Raw genomic sequence first — 15,894 nt, 5'->3', positions numbered from 1 at the left:
GTGTGCCCCTCCCGTCCTCCGTCCGGAGCCCTCCGTCACCCGGTTCGCGGTTCCTCCCCGTCGCCCGTCCGCCCGTCGTCCGGCCTCAGCCGTCCGCGCAGCGCCGCCACCGTGACCAGCGCCAGAGCCGTGGCGGCCAGCGGCACCGTGAACCCGGCGCTCGCCCCGAAGCCGTCCGTCAACTGCCCGGCGGCCGACGCGGCGCCGGCCTGGCCCAGCGCCACGGCGCCGGCCATCCAGGTGAACGCCTCGGTGCGCACGCCCGCCGGAGCCAGCCGCTCCACCAGGGTGAAGCCGGTGATCAGGCTCGGCGCGATGCCCATGCCCGCCAGCAGTCCGAGGACGGCCAGCAGCGGGACCGCGTCCACCGCCCACAGCGGCGCGGTGGTCAGCGTCAGCAGCGCGTATGCCGCCAGCAGCCGCCGCTGCGGGGCCGAGCGCCAGGTCAGGGCGCCGAAGACGAGACCGGCGAGCATGTTGCCCGCGGCGAAGGTCCCGTACAGCACGCCGTTGAGGCCCGGCTGCCCGATGGAGTCGGTGAAGGCGGCCAGCGACACCTGCATCCCGCCGAAGACCGAGCCGATGCCGAGGAAGGCGACGATCAGCACCCGCACGCCCGGCACGGACAGGGCCGAGGCGTGCGGTGCGCCGTCCGCTCCCCGGGCGCGGCGGTGGGCGGGGGGCGCGGTACGGCGCTGGGCCGCGAAGAGCAGCCCGCCGACGACGGTCAGGGCCGCCTCGGCGGCCAGCCCGGCGGCCGGGTGCACCCCGGTGCACAGGGCGGTGGCCAGGACCGGGCCGATGACGAAGGTGAGCTCGTCGGTGACCGACTCGAACGCCGCCGCCGTCGACAGCAGCCGGGCGCCGTCCGGCCTGCCCGAGCCGCCCGGACCGCCCGGCGGGCCCGAACCGCCCCGCCCGTCCGGCGAGCCGGGCCCGCCTCTGAGCAGGTGCGCCCAGCGGGCCCGCACCATCGGGCCGACCTGCGGCACCGAGGCGCCGGCCGGTACGGCCGCCAGCAGCAGCGCCCACAGCGGCGCCCGGGACAGCGCCAGGGCCGCCAGCACGCCCACGGCGGCGGCGTGCAGCAGCACCCCGGGCACCAGGACCGCGCGCTGGCCGAAGCGGTCGGCGAGCCGGCCGCTGCGGGGTGCGAACAGGGCCATCGACACGCCGGTCACGGCCGAGACGGTGCCCGCCGTGCCGAACGATCCGGTGGTGTCCTCGACCAGCAGCACGATGCCGAGCGTCAGCATCGCGAAGGGCTGGCGGGCCAGGAAGCCGGGCAGCAGGAACGTCCACGCACCGGGCGTGCGCAGCAGGTCCCGGTAGCCGGGCTTCCGGTTCGTGACGGGAGTGACCGTGGTGGCCACGGCCGTACCTTTCTGCCGCCTGGTAGCGCGCCGCGGACCGTACGGCGCACGGCGGCGCGGTACGGCGGGGGCACGCCGAAGGCCGTCCTCTCGCACGGACCGCGGCGTGTGGTCGGCCGGGCGGCCGTGCCGGCCCTGCATCAGGCGGGGTCGAAACTCCGGTAGCTCCGAAAGTCGGACAAACGTACGGCCTCAGGGTAGCCGATCACCCCGCGGATCCGCCCCCGTCCCGCATCTGCCCCGTCCCGTCCCGCACCCGCCCCCGTCCTGCCTCCCTCAGCCCCTCCGCAGCGCCGAGCTGCCCGCCGTCCCCAGCCAGCCCGCCAGTTTGCCGCCCCGGCCCACGGCCATCAGCCGCCGCTCGGTGGCGTCGCGCACCGCGTCGGTGGCGATCACCAGCAGCTCGTCGCCGTGCCGCAGGACGGTCGAGGGCGAGGGCACGAAACTGCTGCCCTCCCGCACCACCAGGGTGACCGCCGCGCCTTTCGGCAGCCGCAGCTCGGCCACCTCCACGCCCTGCATGCGTGAGCCGTCGGGGATGGAGACCGCGATCAGATGCCCGCGCAGCCGTTCCAGCGGAGCCGACTCGATCTCCAGATCCTGTGTGTCGCCGGCCTTGTCCAGCCCGAGCCTGCGGGCGACCCACGGCAGGGTCGGCCCCTGGAGCAGGGTGAAGACCGCGACCAGCACGAAGACGATGTTGAAGATCCGCCGGCTGCCCGGCACCTGGTCGACCATGGGGATGGTCGCCAGGATGATCGGCACCGCGCCGCGCAGCCCCGCCCACGACATCAGCGTCTGCTCCCGCCAGGGGAGCCGGAAGGGCAGGGAGCACAGCACCACGGACACCGGCCGTGCCACCAGCGTCAGCACCAGCCCGACCGCCAGTGCCGCCCAGAAGTCGCGCAGCAGCTCCGAGGGGGCCGCCAGCAGGCCGAGCAGCACGAACAGGCCGATCTGCGCGATCCACGCCATGCCGTCGGCGAACCCCCGGGTGGCCGGGCGGTGCGGCAGCCTGGAGTTGCCCAGGACGACCGCGCTGACGTAGACCGCCAGGAATCCGCTGCCCTGCGCCAGCGCGCCCCCGGCGTACGCCAGGACGCACAGCGCCATCACCGCGATCGGATACAGGCCGGAGGCGGGCAGCGCGACCTGCCGCAGCGCGTACTCGCCCAGCTTGCCGACGGCCAGTCCCACCGCGAGCCCGATGGCCAGCTGCAGCGCGATCTGCCCGAGCAGGACGTACCACGACTCCATCGGGCCGGCCGAGGCGAAGGCGACGACCAGGATCACCACCGGGGCGTCGTTGAACCCGGACTCCGCCTCCAGCATCCCCGTCAGGCGGGGCGGCAGCGGCACCTTGCGCAGTACGGAGAAGACGGCCGCGGCGTCCGTCGAGGAGACGACCGCCCCCATGATCAGCGCCGGACGCCAGTCCAGTCCCACCAGATAGTGGGCCCCCGCGGCGGTGACGCCCACGCTGATCGCGACGCCCGCCGTCGCCAGCACGGCCGCTGCGGGTACCGCCGGGCGGATCTGGCGCCACTTGGTGCCCAGACCGCCCTCGGCGAGGATCACCACGAGCGCCGCGTAGCCCAGCACCTGTGTCAGTTCGGCGTTGTCGAACTCGACCCCGAGGCCGTCCTGTCCGATGACGAGCCCGATGCCGAGGTAGATCAGGAGGCTGGGGAGCCCCGTGCGGGAGGAGAGCCGGACGGCCGCGACGGCGACGAGCAGGACGAGCGCGGAGACCAGCATGAGTTCGTTGAGGCGGTCGACAGTCAGAAGCGGATCCTTCCGTGGGCGTGCGCAGGCAACGGCCGGGACCCGACCGCCGGGAAGTCATTTCTTTGCCTAACAATTTACCATTGCTTGGATCTCCGGCTCCTGATGCGCGGACTCCCTGCCGACCGGCGACCCGGCTCGTCCTATGGTTGCTCCAGCACCTCTGGTCCCACCCTGCCCTCGAAGGACAGCGATGCCCGCCAAGAAGACCCCGCGACGCGCCCGCCTTCTCGTGATCGCAGTCGTGCTGCTGCTCGTGGCGGGCGTCGGCTACGGCGCCTACTGGAGCGTCGGCACCGTCCGCGCGTCCTTCCCGCAGACCACCGGCTCGATAGAACTCGACGGTCTCTCCGCCCCGGTCACCGTCAAACGCGACGAGCACGGCATACCCCAGCTCTACGCCGACAGCGCCGAGGACCTCTTCCGCGCCCAGGGCTACGTCCACGCCCAGGACCGCTTCTGGGAGATGGACGTGAGGCGGCACATGACGGCCGGCCGGCTGTCGGAGATGTTCGGCGAGAGCCAGGTCGAGACCGACGCCTTCCTGCGGACCCTGGGCTGGCGGAAGGTGGCGCAGGAGGAGTACGACACCAAGCTGTCGGAGACCACCAAGAAGTACCTGCTGGCCTACGCCGAGGGTGTCAACTCCTATCTGGGCGGCCGCAGCGGCGCGGAACTCTCCCTGGAGTACGCGGCCCTCGGCCTGGTCAGCGACTACAGGCCGCACAAGTGGTCGCCGGTGGACTCCGTGGCCTGGCTCAAGGCCATGGCCTGGGACCTGCGCGGCAACATGCAGGACGAGATAGACCGGGCCCTGCTCTCCAGCCGCCTGACGAACAAGCAGATCGAGGCGCTCTACCCGGACTACCCCTTCGACCGGAACAAGCCGATCGTCCAGGACGGCGCCGTCAGCGCCCTCGACGGCGCCTACGACCCGAAGGGCACCGCGGCGGAGGGCGGGAACGCCGCGCAGAACGGCACCACGGCCCCCGGCACCACCGCCCCCGGCGGCGCCGGCCAGGGCACCGGGACCGGCCAGGGCACCCCGGCGGGCCAGACGGGCCAGGCCGGTCAGGGCGTGCGGACCCAGCTCGCCGCGCTGGCCGCCTCCCTCGACGCCGTCCCCGCCCTCCTGGGCCCCAACGGCGACGGCATCGGCTCCAACTCCTGGGTCGTCTCCGGCGAGTACACGACCACCGGCAAGCCGCTGCTCGCCAACGACCCGCACCTGGCGCCGCAGCTCCCCTCCCTCTGGTACCAGATGGGCCTGCACTGCAACTCGGTCGGCGAGGACTGCCCCTTCGACGTCGCGGGCTTCACCTTCTCCGGCATGCCGGGCGTGATAATCGGCCACAACCAGGAGATCTCCTGGGGCTTCACCAACCTCGGCGCCGACGTCACCGACCTGTACCTGGAGAAGATCGAGAACGGGACGTACCTCTACGACGGGAAGAAGGTCCCGTACGAGACCCGCGAGGAGGTCATCAAGGTCGCGGGCGGCGAGGACCGGAAGATCACCGTCCGCTCCACCCGCCACGGCCCCCTCGTCTCCGACCGCAGCAACGAGCTGGCCGGCGTCGGCGACCACGCCCCGGTCGGCGACGTCGCCCCCGACCGCGGCAAGGGCTACGCCGTCGCGCTGCGCTGGACGGCGCTGGAGCCCTCCAGGACCATGGACGCGGTCTTCGAGCTGAACACCGCCACCGACTTCAACGGGTTCCGCAAGGCCGCCCGGAAGTTCGCCGTCCCCTCCCAGAACCTGGTCTACGCCGACACCGAGGGCAACATCGGCTACCAGGCGCCCGGCCGCATCCCGGTCCGCGCCGAGGGCCACGACGGCCGCTACCCGGCACCCGGCTGGAACCCGGACTACGAGTGGGAGAGCTACATACCGCAGGAGGCCCTGCCCTGGGAGTACAACCCGGAGCGCGGCTACATCGTCACCGCCAACCAGGCCGTGATCGACGCGGAGAAGTACCCCTACCCGCTCACCGAGGACTGGGGCTACGGCGCCCGCAGCCAGCGGATCGACGACCTCATCCAGTCCAAGATCAAGGACGGCGGCAAGGTCTCCACGGACGACATGCGCACCATGCAGCTGGACAACAGCAGCGAGATAGCCAAGATCCTGGTGCCCTACCTGCTGAAGATCGACGTCGAGGACCCCTATGTCCGCCAGGCGCAGGAGCTGCTGGAGGGCTGGGACTACACCCAGGACGCCGACTCCGCCCCCGCCGCCTACTTCAACGGTGTGTGGCGCAACCTCCTCAAGCTCGGCTTCGGCAACAAGCTCCCCAAGGAGGTCCGCGTCGAGGGCGAGTGCCTGCGGGTCCGCCCGGCCGACGAGTCCGGCCCGATCGAGGACCTGAGCGGCAACCCGCGCACCGTCCGCGAGTGCGGCACGCGCGCCCCGGAGTCCGCGCAGCCCGACGGCGGCGACCGCTGGTACGAGGTCGTGCGCACGCTGCTGGACGAGCCCGACAGCGGCTGGTGGACCCCCGGCAGCCGCTTCGAGGAGGGTGAGGGCGACCGCGACGCGCTGCTGGCCCGCGCCATGAAGGACGCCCGCTGGGAGCTGACCACCAAGCTCGGCAAGGACATCGAGACCTGGAGCTGGGGCCGTCTGCACCGGCTGATGCTCAAGAACCAGACCCTGGGCACCTCCGGTCCCGGCTTCGTCCAGCACCTGCTCAACCGCGGCCCCTGGAACCTCGGCGGCGGCGAGGCGGCCGTCAACGCCACCGGCTGGAACGCCGCGGGCGGCTACGAGGTGATCTGGGTGCCGTCGATGCGGATGGTGGTCAACCTGGCCGACCTCGACGAGTCGAGCTGGATCAACCTCACCGGCGCCTCCGGCCACGCCTACCACTCCAACTACGTGGACCAGACGGACAAGTGGGCCGAGGGCGAGCAGCTGGACTGGGCGTTCAGCCGCAAGGCCGTCGAGGACGCGACCGAGGACACCATGGCCCTCACCCCGTAGCCGCCCTCACCCCGTACCGCCGCGAGCCCCGCGCCCGCCGGTCTCACGCCGTGAAGCGGTGCACCCCCTCGGGGGTCACCGCGGCGTGCACCGGACGGTCGTGGGGCTCCGCCGGTACCCGGCGCAGATACTCGCCGGAGTGCAGCAGCACCACCAGCGCCGGGGCGGCCCCGGACGCCTCGATCCGGGCCAGCACCCGGTCGTAGCTGCCCCCGCCGCGCCCCAGGCGCATCCCGCGCCGGTCCACCGCCAGCCCCGGCAGCAGTACGACGTCCGCCCCGGTCACGGCCTGCGGCCCCAGCCGCCGCCCGGTGGGCTCCAGCAGCCCCCGGCGGGCGGGGGAGAGGAACTCGGCGCCCTCGTACGCGGCCCAGTCCAGGTCGTCGTCCGGCAGCAGCACCGGCAGCAGCACGCGTACGCCGCGCCAGTGCAGTTCGTCCACCAGCGCGCGGGTGTCGGGCTCGCGTCCCACCGAGACGTACGCGGCGACGGTGCGCGCCCCGGCCAGCTCGGGCAGTTCCAGGGCGTGCCGGGCGAGCGCGCCGGCGAGCCGGTGGACACCGTCCTCCGGCAGGTGGGCCCGCGCTGCCAGGAGGGAGCGCCGCAGGGCCCGTTTCTCACCGGCCACCGCCTGCCGCCCTCCCCCCGGTGCCGTGTCCGGTGCCGCGTGCGTACCCCGGTGTGCTCCGGTGGTTCCGTCGTCCTTCACGCCCTGTTCATCTCCCCGGCTCGATTACGCCAGTCCCTCGCCATGGCAGGCGCATTATCATCCTGATGGCGCGCCAGCGCGGCCCCGAGCGCCGGGACGTTCCCCCGTGAACCGCAACGGACCAGTCAGACATGCGCGTTACGTGACAAACCAACGGCTATGGTGCAGACATGACTACCTCGCGTACACGGCGGATCACCAAGGCCGTCATCCCGGCCGCCGGGCTCGGCACCCGCTTCCTTCCGGCGACGAAGGCCACCCCGAAGGAGATGCTGCCGGTCGTCGACAAGCCCGCGATCCAGTACGTGGTGGAGGAGGCCGTCACCGCCGGCCTCCCCGACGTCCTGATGGTCACCGGCCGCAACAAGCGCCCGCTGGAGGACCACTTCGACCGCAACTACGAACTGGAGGAGGTGCTGCGCAGCAAGGGCGACGCGACCAAGCTCACCCGCGTCCAGGAGTCCACCGACCTGGCCACCATCCACTACGTGCGCCAGGGCGACCCCAGGGGCCTGGGTCACGCGGTGCTGTGCGCCGCCCCGCACGTCGGCGACCAGCCCTTCGCCGTCCTCCTCGGCGACGACCTCATCGACGCGCGCGACCCCCTGCTGTCGAGGATGATCGAGGTCCAGGAGACCTACGGCGGCAGCGTCGTGGCGCTGCTGGAGGTCGACCCGGAGAGCATCCACCTCTACGGCTGCGCCGTCGCCGAGCCCACCGGCGACGACGACGTCGTGCGCGTGTCGGACCTGGTGGAGAAGCCCTCCCGCGAGGACGCCCCCAGCAACCTGGCCGTCATCGGCCGCTACGTCCTGGACCCGGCCGTCTTCGAGGTGCTGCGCAAGACCGAGCCCGGCCGCGGCGGCGAGATCCAGCTCACCGACGCCCTCCAGACACTCGCCGCCGACCCGGGAATCGGCGGCCCGGTCCACGGTGTGGTATTCAAGGGCCGCCGCTACGACACCGGCGACCGCGGGGACTACCTCCGCGCCATCGTGAGGCTGGCGAGCGAGCGCGAGGACCTGGGCCCGGACTTCCGCGCCTGGCTGCGAGACTTCGTCAAAGAGGAGCTGTAGGCACTTGAGCGGTACCCGGTCCGTCGACGAGCACCTGGCCGACATCCTGCGGTCGGTCCGGCCGCTGGAACCCATCGAGCTCCACCTGCTCGACGCCCAGGGCTGCGTGCTCACCGAGGACGTCCTGGTGCCCGTCTCCCTGCCCCCCTTCGACAACAGCTCCATGGACGGCTACGCGGTGCGCGTCGCCGACGTGGAGAAGGCGGGCGAGGACGCCCTGGCGGTGCTGGAGGTCGTCGGCGACGTGGCGGCGGGCGCCGGCCGGCCGCCCGAGGTCGGCCCCGGCCAGGCCGCCCGGGTGATGACCGGCGCGCCGCTGCCGCCCGGCGCCGAGGCCGTCGTCCCCGTGGAGTGGACCGACGGCGGCGCCGGCGGCGGCCGGGCCGACGCCATGACCGCCCACAGCGCCGACCCGTCCGGCGCGGCCGGCGAGGTCCGCGTCCACCGCCCGGTGGCGGCACGGCAGTACGTGCGGGGCAAGGGCAGCGACGTACGCGCCGGCTCCGTCGCCCTGGAGGCCGGCTCCGTCCTGGGCCCGGCGCAGATCGGCCTGCTGGCCGCCGTCGGCTGCGGCACCGTCACCGTACGGCCGCGCCCGCGCGTGGTGGTGCTCTCCACCGGCAGCGAACTGGTCCGCCCCGGCGCGCCGTTGGGCCCCGGCCAGATCCACGACTCCAACAGCTTCGCGCTGACGGCCGCCGCCCGTGACGCCGGCGCCATCGCCTACCGCGTCGGCGCGGTGGCCGACGACGCCGCCACCCTGCGCACCGTCATCGAGGACCAGCTCGTGCGCGCCGACGCCATCGTCACCAGCGGCGGCGTCAGCGTCGGCGCGTACGACGTGGTCAAGGAGGCGCTCACCGGCCTGGAGGGCACCGTCCTGGGCGGCGCCGAGCCGCCGGGCGACGAGGACGGCCGCGACGGCGAGGACGGCCGCGACGGCGGCGGCGAGGACGCCGGAGAGCCCGCCGAGGCGGCCGGGAGCGCCGGCGACACGCCGCGGCCCCCCGCGCGCGTCGAGTTCCGCCGCCTGGCCATGCAGCCCGGCAAACCACAGGGCTTCGGCCTGGTCGGCCCCGACCGGATCCCGCTGTTCGCCCTCCCGGGCAACCCCGTCAGCTCCTACGTCTCCTTCGAGCTGTTCGTCCGCCCCGCCCTGCGCGCGCTGATGGGCCTGGAGCCCGTCACCCGGCGCACGGTCACCGCCCGCCTGGAGTGCCGGGAGCCGATCGCCTCCCCGGAGGGCAAGCGGCAGTTCCTGCGCGGCCGGTACGAGCCCCCGGCCGCCGGTGAGGAGGCGGGCACGGTCCACCCGGTGGGCGGCCCCGGATCGCACCTGCTGGGCTCCCTGGCCCGCGCCGACGCGCTGGTCGTCGTACCCGAGCGGACCACCGAGGTCGCCCGGGGCGACGAACTGGAGGTCGTGCTCCTGGACTGACGCGCCGGTGCCCGCACCGCGGCGGGTACCGTTGACGTCCGGAGCGGACCGACGCGGGAGAGCGATGAGCAGCGCGCGACAGGGGAGTCCAGCAGGCGGGGCCGCCGGCCTCACCCACATCGACGAGGCGGGCGCGGCCCGGATGGTCGACGTCTCGGCCAAGGACGTCACCGCCCGCACGGCGCGCGCCACCGGCCGCGTACGCGTCTCCCCCCGGGTGGTGGAGCTGCTGCGCGGCGAGGGCGTGCCCAAGGGCGACGCGCTCTCGGTCGCCCGTATCGCCGGGATCATGGGCGCCAAGCGCACCCCCGACCTCGTACCGCTGTGCCACCCGCTGGCCCTGTCCGGGGTGAAGGTCGACCTCGCCGTCGCCGACGACGCGGTGGAGATCGCGGCGACGGTGCGCACCACCGACCGCACGGGTGTGGAGATGGAGGCGCTGACGGCCGTGTCGGTCGCGGCGCTGACGGTCGTCGACATGGTCAAGGCCGTCGACAAGGGGGCCGTCATCACGGACGTGCGGGTGGAGGAGAAGACCGGGGGAGCCTCCGGGGACTGGAGCCGCGACCGATGACCGAGCCCGTGCCCACGCAGGCCTCCGGTCCCCAGCCCGAGCCCGAGCCCGAGCCCGTGCCCCAGTCCCAGCCTGAGCCCGTGCCGGCGTCCGGGCCGCCCGTGCCCATGGCCCGCCGCGCCCTCGCCGTCACCGTCTCCAACCGCGCCGCCGCGGGCGTCTACTCCGACACCACCGGCCCGCTGCTGGCCCAGGCCCTGGGCACGCTGGGCTTCGCCACCGACGGCCCGCGCGTCGTCCCGGACGGCGAGCCCGTCCAGGACGTGCTGCGCGAGGCCGTCGCCGACGGCTACGCCGTGGTGCTCACCACCGGCGGCACCGGCATCTCGCCCACCGACCGCACCCCGGAGATGACCCGGGCCGTACTCGACCACGAGGTCCCCGGCATCCCCGAGGCCATCCGCGCCGCCGGCCTGGCCAAGGTGCCCACCGCCGCCCTCTCGCGCGGCGTCGCGGGCGTCGCCGGCCGCACCCTGATCGTCAACCTCCCCGGTTCCACCGGAGGCGTACGCGACGGCCTGGCGGTCCTGGAACCCCTGCTGCCGCACGCCGTGGACCAGATCCACGGCGGCGACCACCCCAGGAAGGACACACCCCACTGAACGCACCCTGGCCGGTCGAGCTGGCGGACGGTGACATCACCCTCCGCCCCATAAGGCTGCGCGACCACCGCGTCTGGCGCGAGGTGAACCAGCGCAACCGCGACTGGCTGCGCCCCTGGGAGGCCACCGTCCCGCCCGCCCTGCCCGGCCGTCTGCCGCCGCGCCGCCCGACGTACCGGCAGATGGTCCGGCATCTGCGCACGGAGGCGCAGGCGGGCCGGATGCTGCCCTTCGTGATCGAGTACCAAGGCCGGGTGGTCGGCCAGCTCACCGTCGCGGGCATCACCTGGGGCTCGATGTGCTCGGGCCACATCGGTTACTGGGTCGACCGGGAGGTGGCCGGACGAGGTGTGATGCCGACGGCCGTCGCGCTCGCCGTGGACCACTGCTTCCGCACCGTCGGACTGCACCGGATCGAGGTCTGCATCCGCCCGGAGAACGGGCCGAGCCGCCGGGTGGTGGAGAAACTCGGATTCCGCGAGGAAGGGCTGCGGCCGCGTTATCTGCACATCGACGGCGCCTGGCGCGACCATCTGGTCTACGCGCTGACCACGGAGGACGTCCCCGACGGCCTGCTGGAACGCTGGCACCGGCGCTCTCTTCCCGGAGCCTCGCAGAAATAAAATAAATGTTCGATATTGCCTGAGGGTAAGACACCTTACAGTCATCGACCGGACACATTCGCGGAGGCAGGCCGCCTTAATCGCAAAAAACGGTTGAGATATCAGCCGGATCGTGCGACACACCGCGCCAATTGGCGTATCACCTTCGCGAAACCCCTCTACCGTGTGGTGGGTGAGCAGCAGCGGCCTCATCTACGCAGTCATCGTCGGGGCCTGGGCCGCCTACCTGGTGCCGATGTGGCTCCGCCGGCAGGACGAACTCAACGAGGCTCGTCCGACGGAGCGCTTCGGCACCGCCATCCGGCTGCTGTCCGGCCGGGCTGGCATGGAGCGCCGGTACGCCAGGAACCTCAAGGAGGCGTCCGGGGACGGCGGCCCCGCCGACGGTGACGACCAGGGTGCCCCGGGCGTCGACGTCCGGGCGCTCGCCGACCCCGTGACCGAGCACATCACGGTCCCCGGCCCCGCGACGGTCGCCCGCGCCGAGGCCCCCACCCAGGTACGCCGCCCCCAGTACGAGCAGCAGGACCGGCGCGGCGGGCCGAGTCGGCCCAACCCCCCGAAGCAGGGGCAGAAGGGCCGGGCCAAGCTCCTCGCCCGCCGCAGGCGCACCACGATGGTGCTCTTCCTCGCCTTCACGCTCGGCGCGATCGTCGCGGCGGTCGGAGGCATCGCGTTCCTGTGGGCCCCGGCGATCCCGGCCGGGCTGCTGAGCGCCTACATCGCCCATATGCGAGCCCAGGAGAGGCGCCGCTTCGAGTTCGTGATGGACCGGCGCCACGCCGAGGACGCCGCCCGCCACCTGCGCGAGCGCCGCACGGGCCGCGCCGACCGCATGGACCGCGCCGACCGCACGGGCCGTACGGGCCGTACGGAGCGGACGGACCGCGCCACCGGCAGCCGTACCGCCACGGGGCGCACTGCCACGGGGCGCACCGCCACCGGCCGTAACGCCTCCGCCCACACCCCCGAACCGGCCCTCGAGCCGGCCTCCGACCCGGAGGCCGACGAGCGGCGGGCCCTGGTGGAGCAGACCGACCACGCCGAGTGGGTGGACGCCCAGCGCCGCGAGCGCACCCCCGCCCCGGTGGAGAGCGGCTGGGAGCCCACCCCCGTACCGCTGCCCACCTACGTCAACGCCCCCGTCGCCCCGCGCACCGCCCGCGGCGTGGACTTGGAGGCCCCGGACGCCTGGAGCTCCGCCCGCTCCACCACGGCCTCCTCCGAGCCCTCCCGGCCCTCCGCCCCGTCCGCCCGGCCCTCCGCCCCGGCTTCCTCGCACTCGTCCTCCCCGCGCCGCCGGACCCCGCTCTTCGACCAGTACGCGGACGAGGACCGCCCCCGCGCGGCCAACGAATGACCCCGCCCGCCCCGGGCGCCCCCGCCGTCCCGCCCACCGTGACCAGGGCGGGAACGGATTTCCGCGCACGGGCATGGGGATGCTAGGGTTTCACCCGTTGCAAGGGCCTGTAGCGCAGTCCGGTAGCGCACCTCGTTCGCATCGAGGGGGTCAGGGGTTCAAATCCCCTCAGGTCCACACGGCAGCAAGAAGCCCCTCCCGGAATCCGGGAGGGGCTTTGTCGTTTCCCGCGGTCGTCAGCCCGCAGGGCTTCTGTGTCTGAGCCGCCACGGTGGTCCCGGTTTCTTCGGCACCCATGCCTGATGCCGATACGGGTGAGCGAGTGCGCCTCGCGCACTCTGCGCCATGGGGTGTCCGGAAGGCCGGGCCGCGCCACACAGGGCCTGGCATACTAGAAGTATGGCAACTCGGAAAATCACCATCACCGTGCCGGAAGAGCTGGTGGAATCGATCAAAGAGCGCGTCGATGCGCGCGGAGTGTCCGGTTACATCGCGGCCGCCGCCGCTCATCAGGACGCCATGGACCGGCTTCGCGAGTTGGCCGAACGCCTGGAGGAGGAGCACGGTGCCGTGACGGACGACGAGCAGCAGGCGGCGCTGGACCGCATCGCCGCCATCGACGGCTGGCACGACGAACAGCGGTCACGCTCGGGCGAGGCCGCGTGAGTCGCACCGCCCGGGCGGAGTCGCACCGGCCGCGACAGCGTGTCTTCGTATTCGACTCCGAGGCGCTCTCCAAGGCGGTTCAGGGGGACCGGGAGATGGCCGCGCTGATCAAGACGGCCCCGCGGCTCGACATCCCGGTCGTCACCTCGGCGCTCACGACCCTGGAGGCGTGGGATCCGCGCGAAGCGTCGAGGCAGGCGCTGTGGAATTGGACGCTGTCCCGGATTCGCGTCGCCCACACGGATGACCGGGTGATCGCGACGGCGCGCGACATGCTGAAGGCGGCCGGCCTGCATGGGCACAGGTACGCCATCGACGCGGTTCTGGCGGCTGTGGCCGGGCAGGAGGCCGCGCAGGGCGCCCAGGTGACCGTCTTCACCTCCGATGCCGACGACATGCGGCAACTCCTCGCAGACCACCCTGTGCGAGTCGAGAAGGTCTGACGAGGCGTCCACGTCTTTCCGTCAATGCCCCGCATGCATCTGTCGCCACACCCAGGGCAGAGGCGGTCAGTCCCGTAGGGCGTGGATGGATGGGCGGGAGTGCGGCCTCCCCGTGAGGCGGGTTCGACGGACGGCGCCGCTGGGGGGTGACGGCTTCTGGTCCGTTACTCGCCGTCCTCGTCGGCGGGCGGAGTCCGCGTCACGTACGTCCCCTTCGCGGGGAGCGTCACCACGAGTCCGCGCTCCCGGAGTTCGACGAGAGCGCGTCGAATCGTGCCCGCGGCTACGCCGTACTGCTCAGCCAGGTCGAGCTCACCGGGCAGGCGAGCCCCGGACCGGAGCTGTCCGCTGCTGATCTTCCGCTCGATGGCGTTGGCCACCTGTACATACACGTATTCCGGACGTCCGGGGTCGATTTCCTCCATGCGATGAAGGTACGCAGTGGGGTGCAGCGGGGCGCTTCAGGGAAGTGAGTGCAACTGCATGCAGTTGTATGTAGTGGACTAGAGTGGTTGTATAAGCAAACAGAAACCCCGGCGACGGTGGGCGCCGTCCCGGGGCATGGCCACCAACTTCCAGGGAGTTGATGACGTGCGGAACAATATCGCGCGTTTCCTGGGCTGGGCCCTGAGCCCTGCCCTTCTGTGGGCACTGACGCTGCTGTTTCCGGCCACCGGGAGGCGCCGGAGGGGGCGGGCACCGCAGCGCCGGGCGGCCTCGGTACGAGCCCTCCGGACCGGCGGGAGCGCGGCCTGCCCGGCCGTGGGGGCGGAGCCCGCACGGCCGGCCGGGCGGCCCGGCGGGGAGACATCGGACGTGGCACCCGTCCGGCCGTACTGGACGGCGCACGAACGGTCGGTGCGCCGGCGGCGCCGGCGGGTGCTGTGGATGGCGACGGTGGGGCTGGACCTCGACACGCGGAACATCCACCTCCAGACGCACGGCGTCCGCGCCCGGCCCGTCATGGGGCCCGGCTGGACCGTGACCGGAGGCGGTCTGTGAGCGGGGCGGGAACGGGCGCGGAGGGGGCCGGATACGTCTCCGTGCGCTGTGCGATCGGAGCGCACGGTGAGTGCGCCGAGGCCGAGCCGGGGGAGAGCGGCGTACCCGGAGTGCGTCATCTGGCGTGCGGCTGCCCCTGCCATCCGGGGCGGGAGGAGAGGGCGGCGCCCGCTCCCGTGCCGTCGCCCGGTGGTGAGGGCTGGTACCGGCTGTGCTGGGTCGCCCGCCCCGACAGGGAGTTGGACCGGCTGTTCCCGAGCGTGTCCTACGGAGTGCTGATCGGCCGGGACGTGCCGGTGATGCTGCGCGGGATGCGCGGCTGCCTGGCCCCCTCGGTCTTCCACGACCCCGCCCGCGTCCGTGAGCGGGCCGACACCGGACAGGGCTGGTCGTACGAGGACGGCAACCTCACCGTCCACGCCCACCGCATCGCCGAACCGGCCGGCCCGCAGCCGCTGTTCGGCGGCGCGGAGTGGAAGGGGGCGGGCCGGTGATGTCCCATCGCGGATGCCGCGGGCGCCACGGATGCCGCGGGCGTCTGGAGTCGTGTACGTGGACCACTCTCCTGGTCACGGTCTCGGCCGTCGCCATGGTCCTGCTCCTCCAGGCCGCCGCCCACCGGGGCTGAGACAGGGGAGACGGTCCGGCCGCGGGCCATGGGGCCGGTGCCCTTCCCGGATCCGGGAAGGGCACCGGCCGGTCGTAGGCGGGTGGAGTCCGGACGCTCAGGTGTCCCAGCGGACCAGGGAGAGCTGCGGGCCGCCGGTGAGGTAGTTGCGGAGGGCGCCGCCGCTGGAGGGGACGAAGTCCTCCGGGATGGCGTCGGTGGGGGTCCAGCAGACCTGGGAGTGCTTGCCCGGTTCCCGGTTCTCGGGCTCGCCCGACCACTCGTGGGCGGCGAAGACGACGGTGAGGTAGCCGTTCGGGGACTCGACACCCCAGGCCCCGTGGACGACATGGGCCAGGCGCAGGGACTCTGCCTTCACCACCAGGTTGGTCTCCTCGCGCAGTTCGCGCACCGCGGTCCCGGTGACGGGCTCGCCGGGATCGCTCTTGCCGGTGGGCAGGTCCCACATCCCCCGCGCGAACTTGGCCCGCGGGCCGCGCTGGAGGAGGAGGACGCGGTCGGCGGCCCGGTCGTGGACGATGACGGCCGCCACCAGCAGGGTCATCGATTCGAGCGCGGGCGGGAGAGCGGTGCGGGTCTCGTGCTCGGGCTGTACCACGGTGGTCCCTTCGGGAGTCGGGTTCCCGAGCATG

General features: G+C 73.1%; 16 protein-coding genes and 1 tRNA gene. 12 read left to right on the top strand and 5 right to left on the bottom strand.

Annotated features, from left to right (window positions below; translation table 11 throughout):
• Nucleotides 1-35: 35 nt before the first annotated feature.
• Entirely contained in the window at nucleotides 36-1,373 is a 1,338-nt protein-coding gene (locus tag CUT83_RS28880; RefSeq protein ID WP_101258744.1) for an MFS transporter, read from the bottom strand.
• A gap of 276 nt (nucleotides 1,374-1,649) precedes the next feature.
• Nucleotides 1,650-3,131: a potassium/proton antiporter gene (locus CUT83_RS28875; RefSeq protein WP_101258743.1), complete on the bottom strand. Its 1,482-nt coding sequence runs from the start codon at nucleotides 3,129-3,131 to the stop codon at nucleotides 1,650-1,652.
• A 220-nt stretch (nucleotides 3,132-3,351) separates the two neighbouring features.
• On the opposite strand from CUT83_RS28875, the gene CUT83_RS28870 reads away from it, so the two are divergent.
• Nucleotides 3,352-6,141 carry a penicillin acylase family protein gene (locus CUT83_RS28870; RefSeq protein WP_101258742.1) on the top strand — a complete coding sequence of 930 codons (2,790 nt, stop codon included), beginning with the start codon at nucleotides 3,352-3,354 and terminating at the stop codon, nucleotides 6,139-6,141.
• 43 nt (nucleotides 6,142-6,184) lie between these two features.
• Here the strand turns inward: CUT83_RS28870 and CUT83_RS28865 are convergent, their stop codons facing one another.
• The gene (locus tag CUT83_RS28865; protein ID WP_101258885.1) at nucleotides 6,185-6,769 is read right to left on the bottom strand and encodes a 5-formyltetrahydrofolate cyclo-ligase; all 585 of its coding nucleotides are present in this window, start codon (nucleotides 6,767-6,769) and stop codon (nucleotides 6,185-6,187) included.
• 251 nt (nucleotides 6,770-7,020) lie between these two features.
• Between CUT83_RS28865 and galU the strand changes: the two genes are divergently transcribed.
• From galU to CUT83_RS28820, 9 genes are all read left to right on the top strand, one after another.
• Nucleotides 7,021-7,926, top strand: coding sequence for a UTP--glucose-1-phosphate uridylyltransferase GalU (galU, locus tag CUT83_RS28860; protein ID WP_093846697.1), 906 nt, complete (start codon nucleotides 7,021-7,023; stop codon nucleotides 7,924-7,926).
• 4 nt (nucleotides 7,927-7,930) lie between these two features.
• A complete protein-coding gene (locus tag CUT83_RS28855; protein ID WP_101258741.1) occupies nucleotides 7,931-9,364 on the top strand; it encodes a molybdopterin molybdotransferase MoeA in 1,434 nt (477 codons plus the stop codon).
• 64 nt (nucleotides 9,365-9,428) lie between these two features.
• Nucleotides 9,429-9,938 (top strand): cyclic pyranopterin monophosphate synthase MoaC, encoded by a 510-nt coding sequence (gene moaC, locus CUT83_RS28850; protein ID WP_093846693.1) that lies wholly within the window; start codon nucleotides 9,429-9,431, stop codon nucleotides 9,936-9,938.
• 107 nt (nucleotides 9,939-10,045) lie between these two features.
• Nucleotides 10,046-10,540 (top strand): MogA/MoaB family molybdenum cofactor biosynthesis protein, encoded by a 495-nt coding sequence (locus CUT83_RS28845; RefSeq protein ID WP_194074738.1) that lies wholly within the window; start codon nucleotides 10,046-10,048, stop codon nucleotides 10,538-10,540.
• Complete coding sequence (locus tag CUT83_RS28840; RefSeq protein WP_101258739.1) at nucleotides 10,537-11,163, top strand: GNAT family N-acetyltransferase; 627 nt, start codon at nucleotides 10,537-10,539, stop codon at nucleotides 11,161-11,163. The genes CUT83_RS28845 and CUT83_RS28840 overlap by 4 nt, the downstream gene beginning before the upstream one ends.
• A 172-nt stretch (nucleotides 11,164-11,335) precedes the next feature.
• On the top strand, nucleotides 11,336-12,523 hold the full coding sequence (sepX, locus tag CUT83_RS28835) for a divisome protein SepX/GlpR (RefSeq protein WP_101258884.1): 1,188 nt from the start codon (nucleotides 11,336-11,338) through the stop codon (nucleotides 12,521-12,523).
• A gap of 103 nt (nucleotides 12,524-12,626) precedes the next feature.
• Nucleotides 12,627-12,700 (top strand) — tRNA-Ala (locus CUT83_RS28830).
• Between the two features lie 222 nt (nucleotides 12,701-12,922).
• Nucleotides 12,923-13,189: a hypothetical protein gene (locus CUT83_RS28825; RefSeq protein ID WP_101258738.1), complete on the top strand. Its 267-nt coding sequence runs from the start codon at nucleotides 12,923-12,925 to the stop codon at nucleotides 13,187-13,189.
• The gene (locus CUT83_RS28820; protein WP_101258737.1) at nucleotides 13,186-13,632 is read left to right on the top strand and encodes a hypothetical protein; all 447 of its coding nucleotides are present in this window, start codon (nucleotides 13,186-13,188) and stop codon (nucleotides 13,630-13,632) included. The genes CUT83_RS28825 and CUT83_RS28820 overlap by 4 nt, the downstream gene beginning before the upstream one ends.
• A 164-nt stretch (nucleotides 13,633-13,796) precedes the next feature.
• Here CUT83_RS28820 and CUT83_RS28815 read toward each other — a convergent pair whose 3' ends face one another.
• The gene (locus CUT83_RS28815; RefSeq protein ID WP_101258736.1) at nucleotides 13,797-14,057 is read right to left on the bottom strand and encodes a GntR family transcriptional regulator; all 261 of its coding nucleotides are present in this window, start codon (nucleotides 14,055-14,057) and stop codon (nucleotides 13,797-13,799) included.
• Between the two features lie 391 nt (nucleotides 14,058-14,448).
• On the opposite strand from CUT83_RS28815, the gene CUT83_RS28810 reads away from it, so the two are divergent.
• The gene (locus tag CUT83_RS28810) at nucleotides 14,449-14,634 is read left to right on the top strand and encodes a hypothetical protein (RefSeq protein WP_143688644.1); all 186 of its coding nucleotides are present in this window, start codon (nucleotides 14,449-14,451) and stop codon (nucleotides 14,632-14,634) included.
• A complete protein-coding gene (locus CUT83_RS29925; RefSeq protein WP_143688643.1) occupies nucleotides 14,631-15,128 on the top strand; it encodes a hypothetical protein in 498 nt (165 codons plus the stop codon). The genes CUT83_RS28810 and CUT83_RS29925 overlap by 4 nt, the downstream gene beginning before the upstream one ends.
• A gap of 231 nt (nucleotides 15,129-15,359) precedes the next feature.
• Here CUT83_RS29925 and CUT83_RS28800 read toward each other — a convergent pair whose 3' ends face one another.
• Nucleotides 15,360-15,893, bottom strand: a complete 534-nt coding sequence (locus tag CUT83_RS28800; protein ID WP_101258733.1) for an NUDIX domain-containing protein — start codon at nucleotides 15,891-15,893, stop codon at nucleotides 15,360-15,362.
• Between the last annotated feature and the right edge of the window lies 1 nt (nucleotide 15,894).

This window comes from Streptomyces barkulensis (assembly GCF_002843305.1).
GTDB classification, from domain to species: Bacteria; Actinomycetota; Actinomycetes; order Streptomycetales; family Streptomycetaceae; genus Streptomyces; species Streptomyces barkulensis.
Note: the sequence above shows the minus strand (reverse complement) of the source record. Positions and strands in the feature narration are given on the sequence as shown.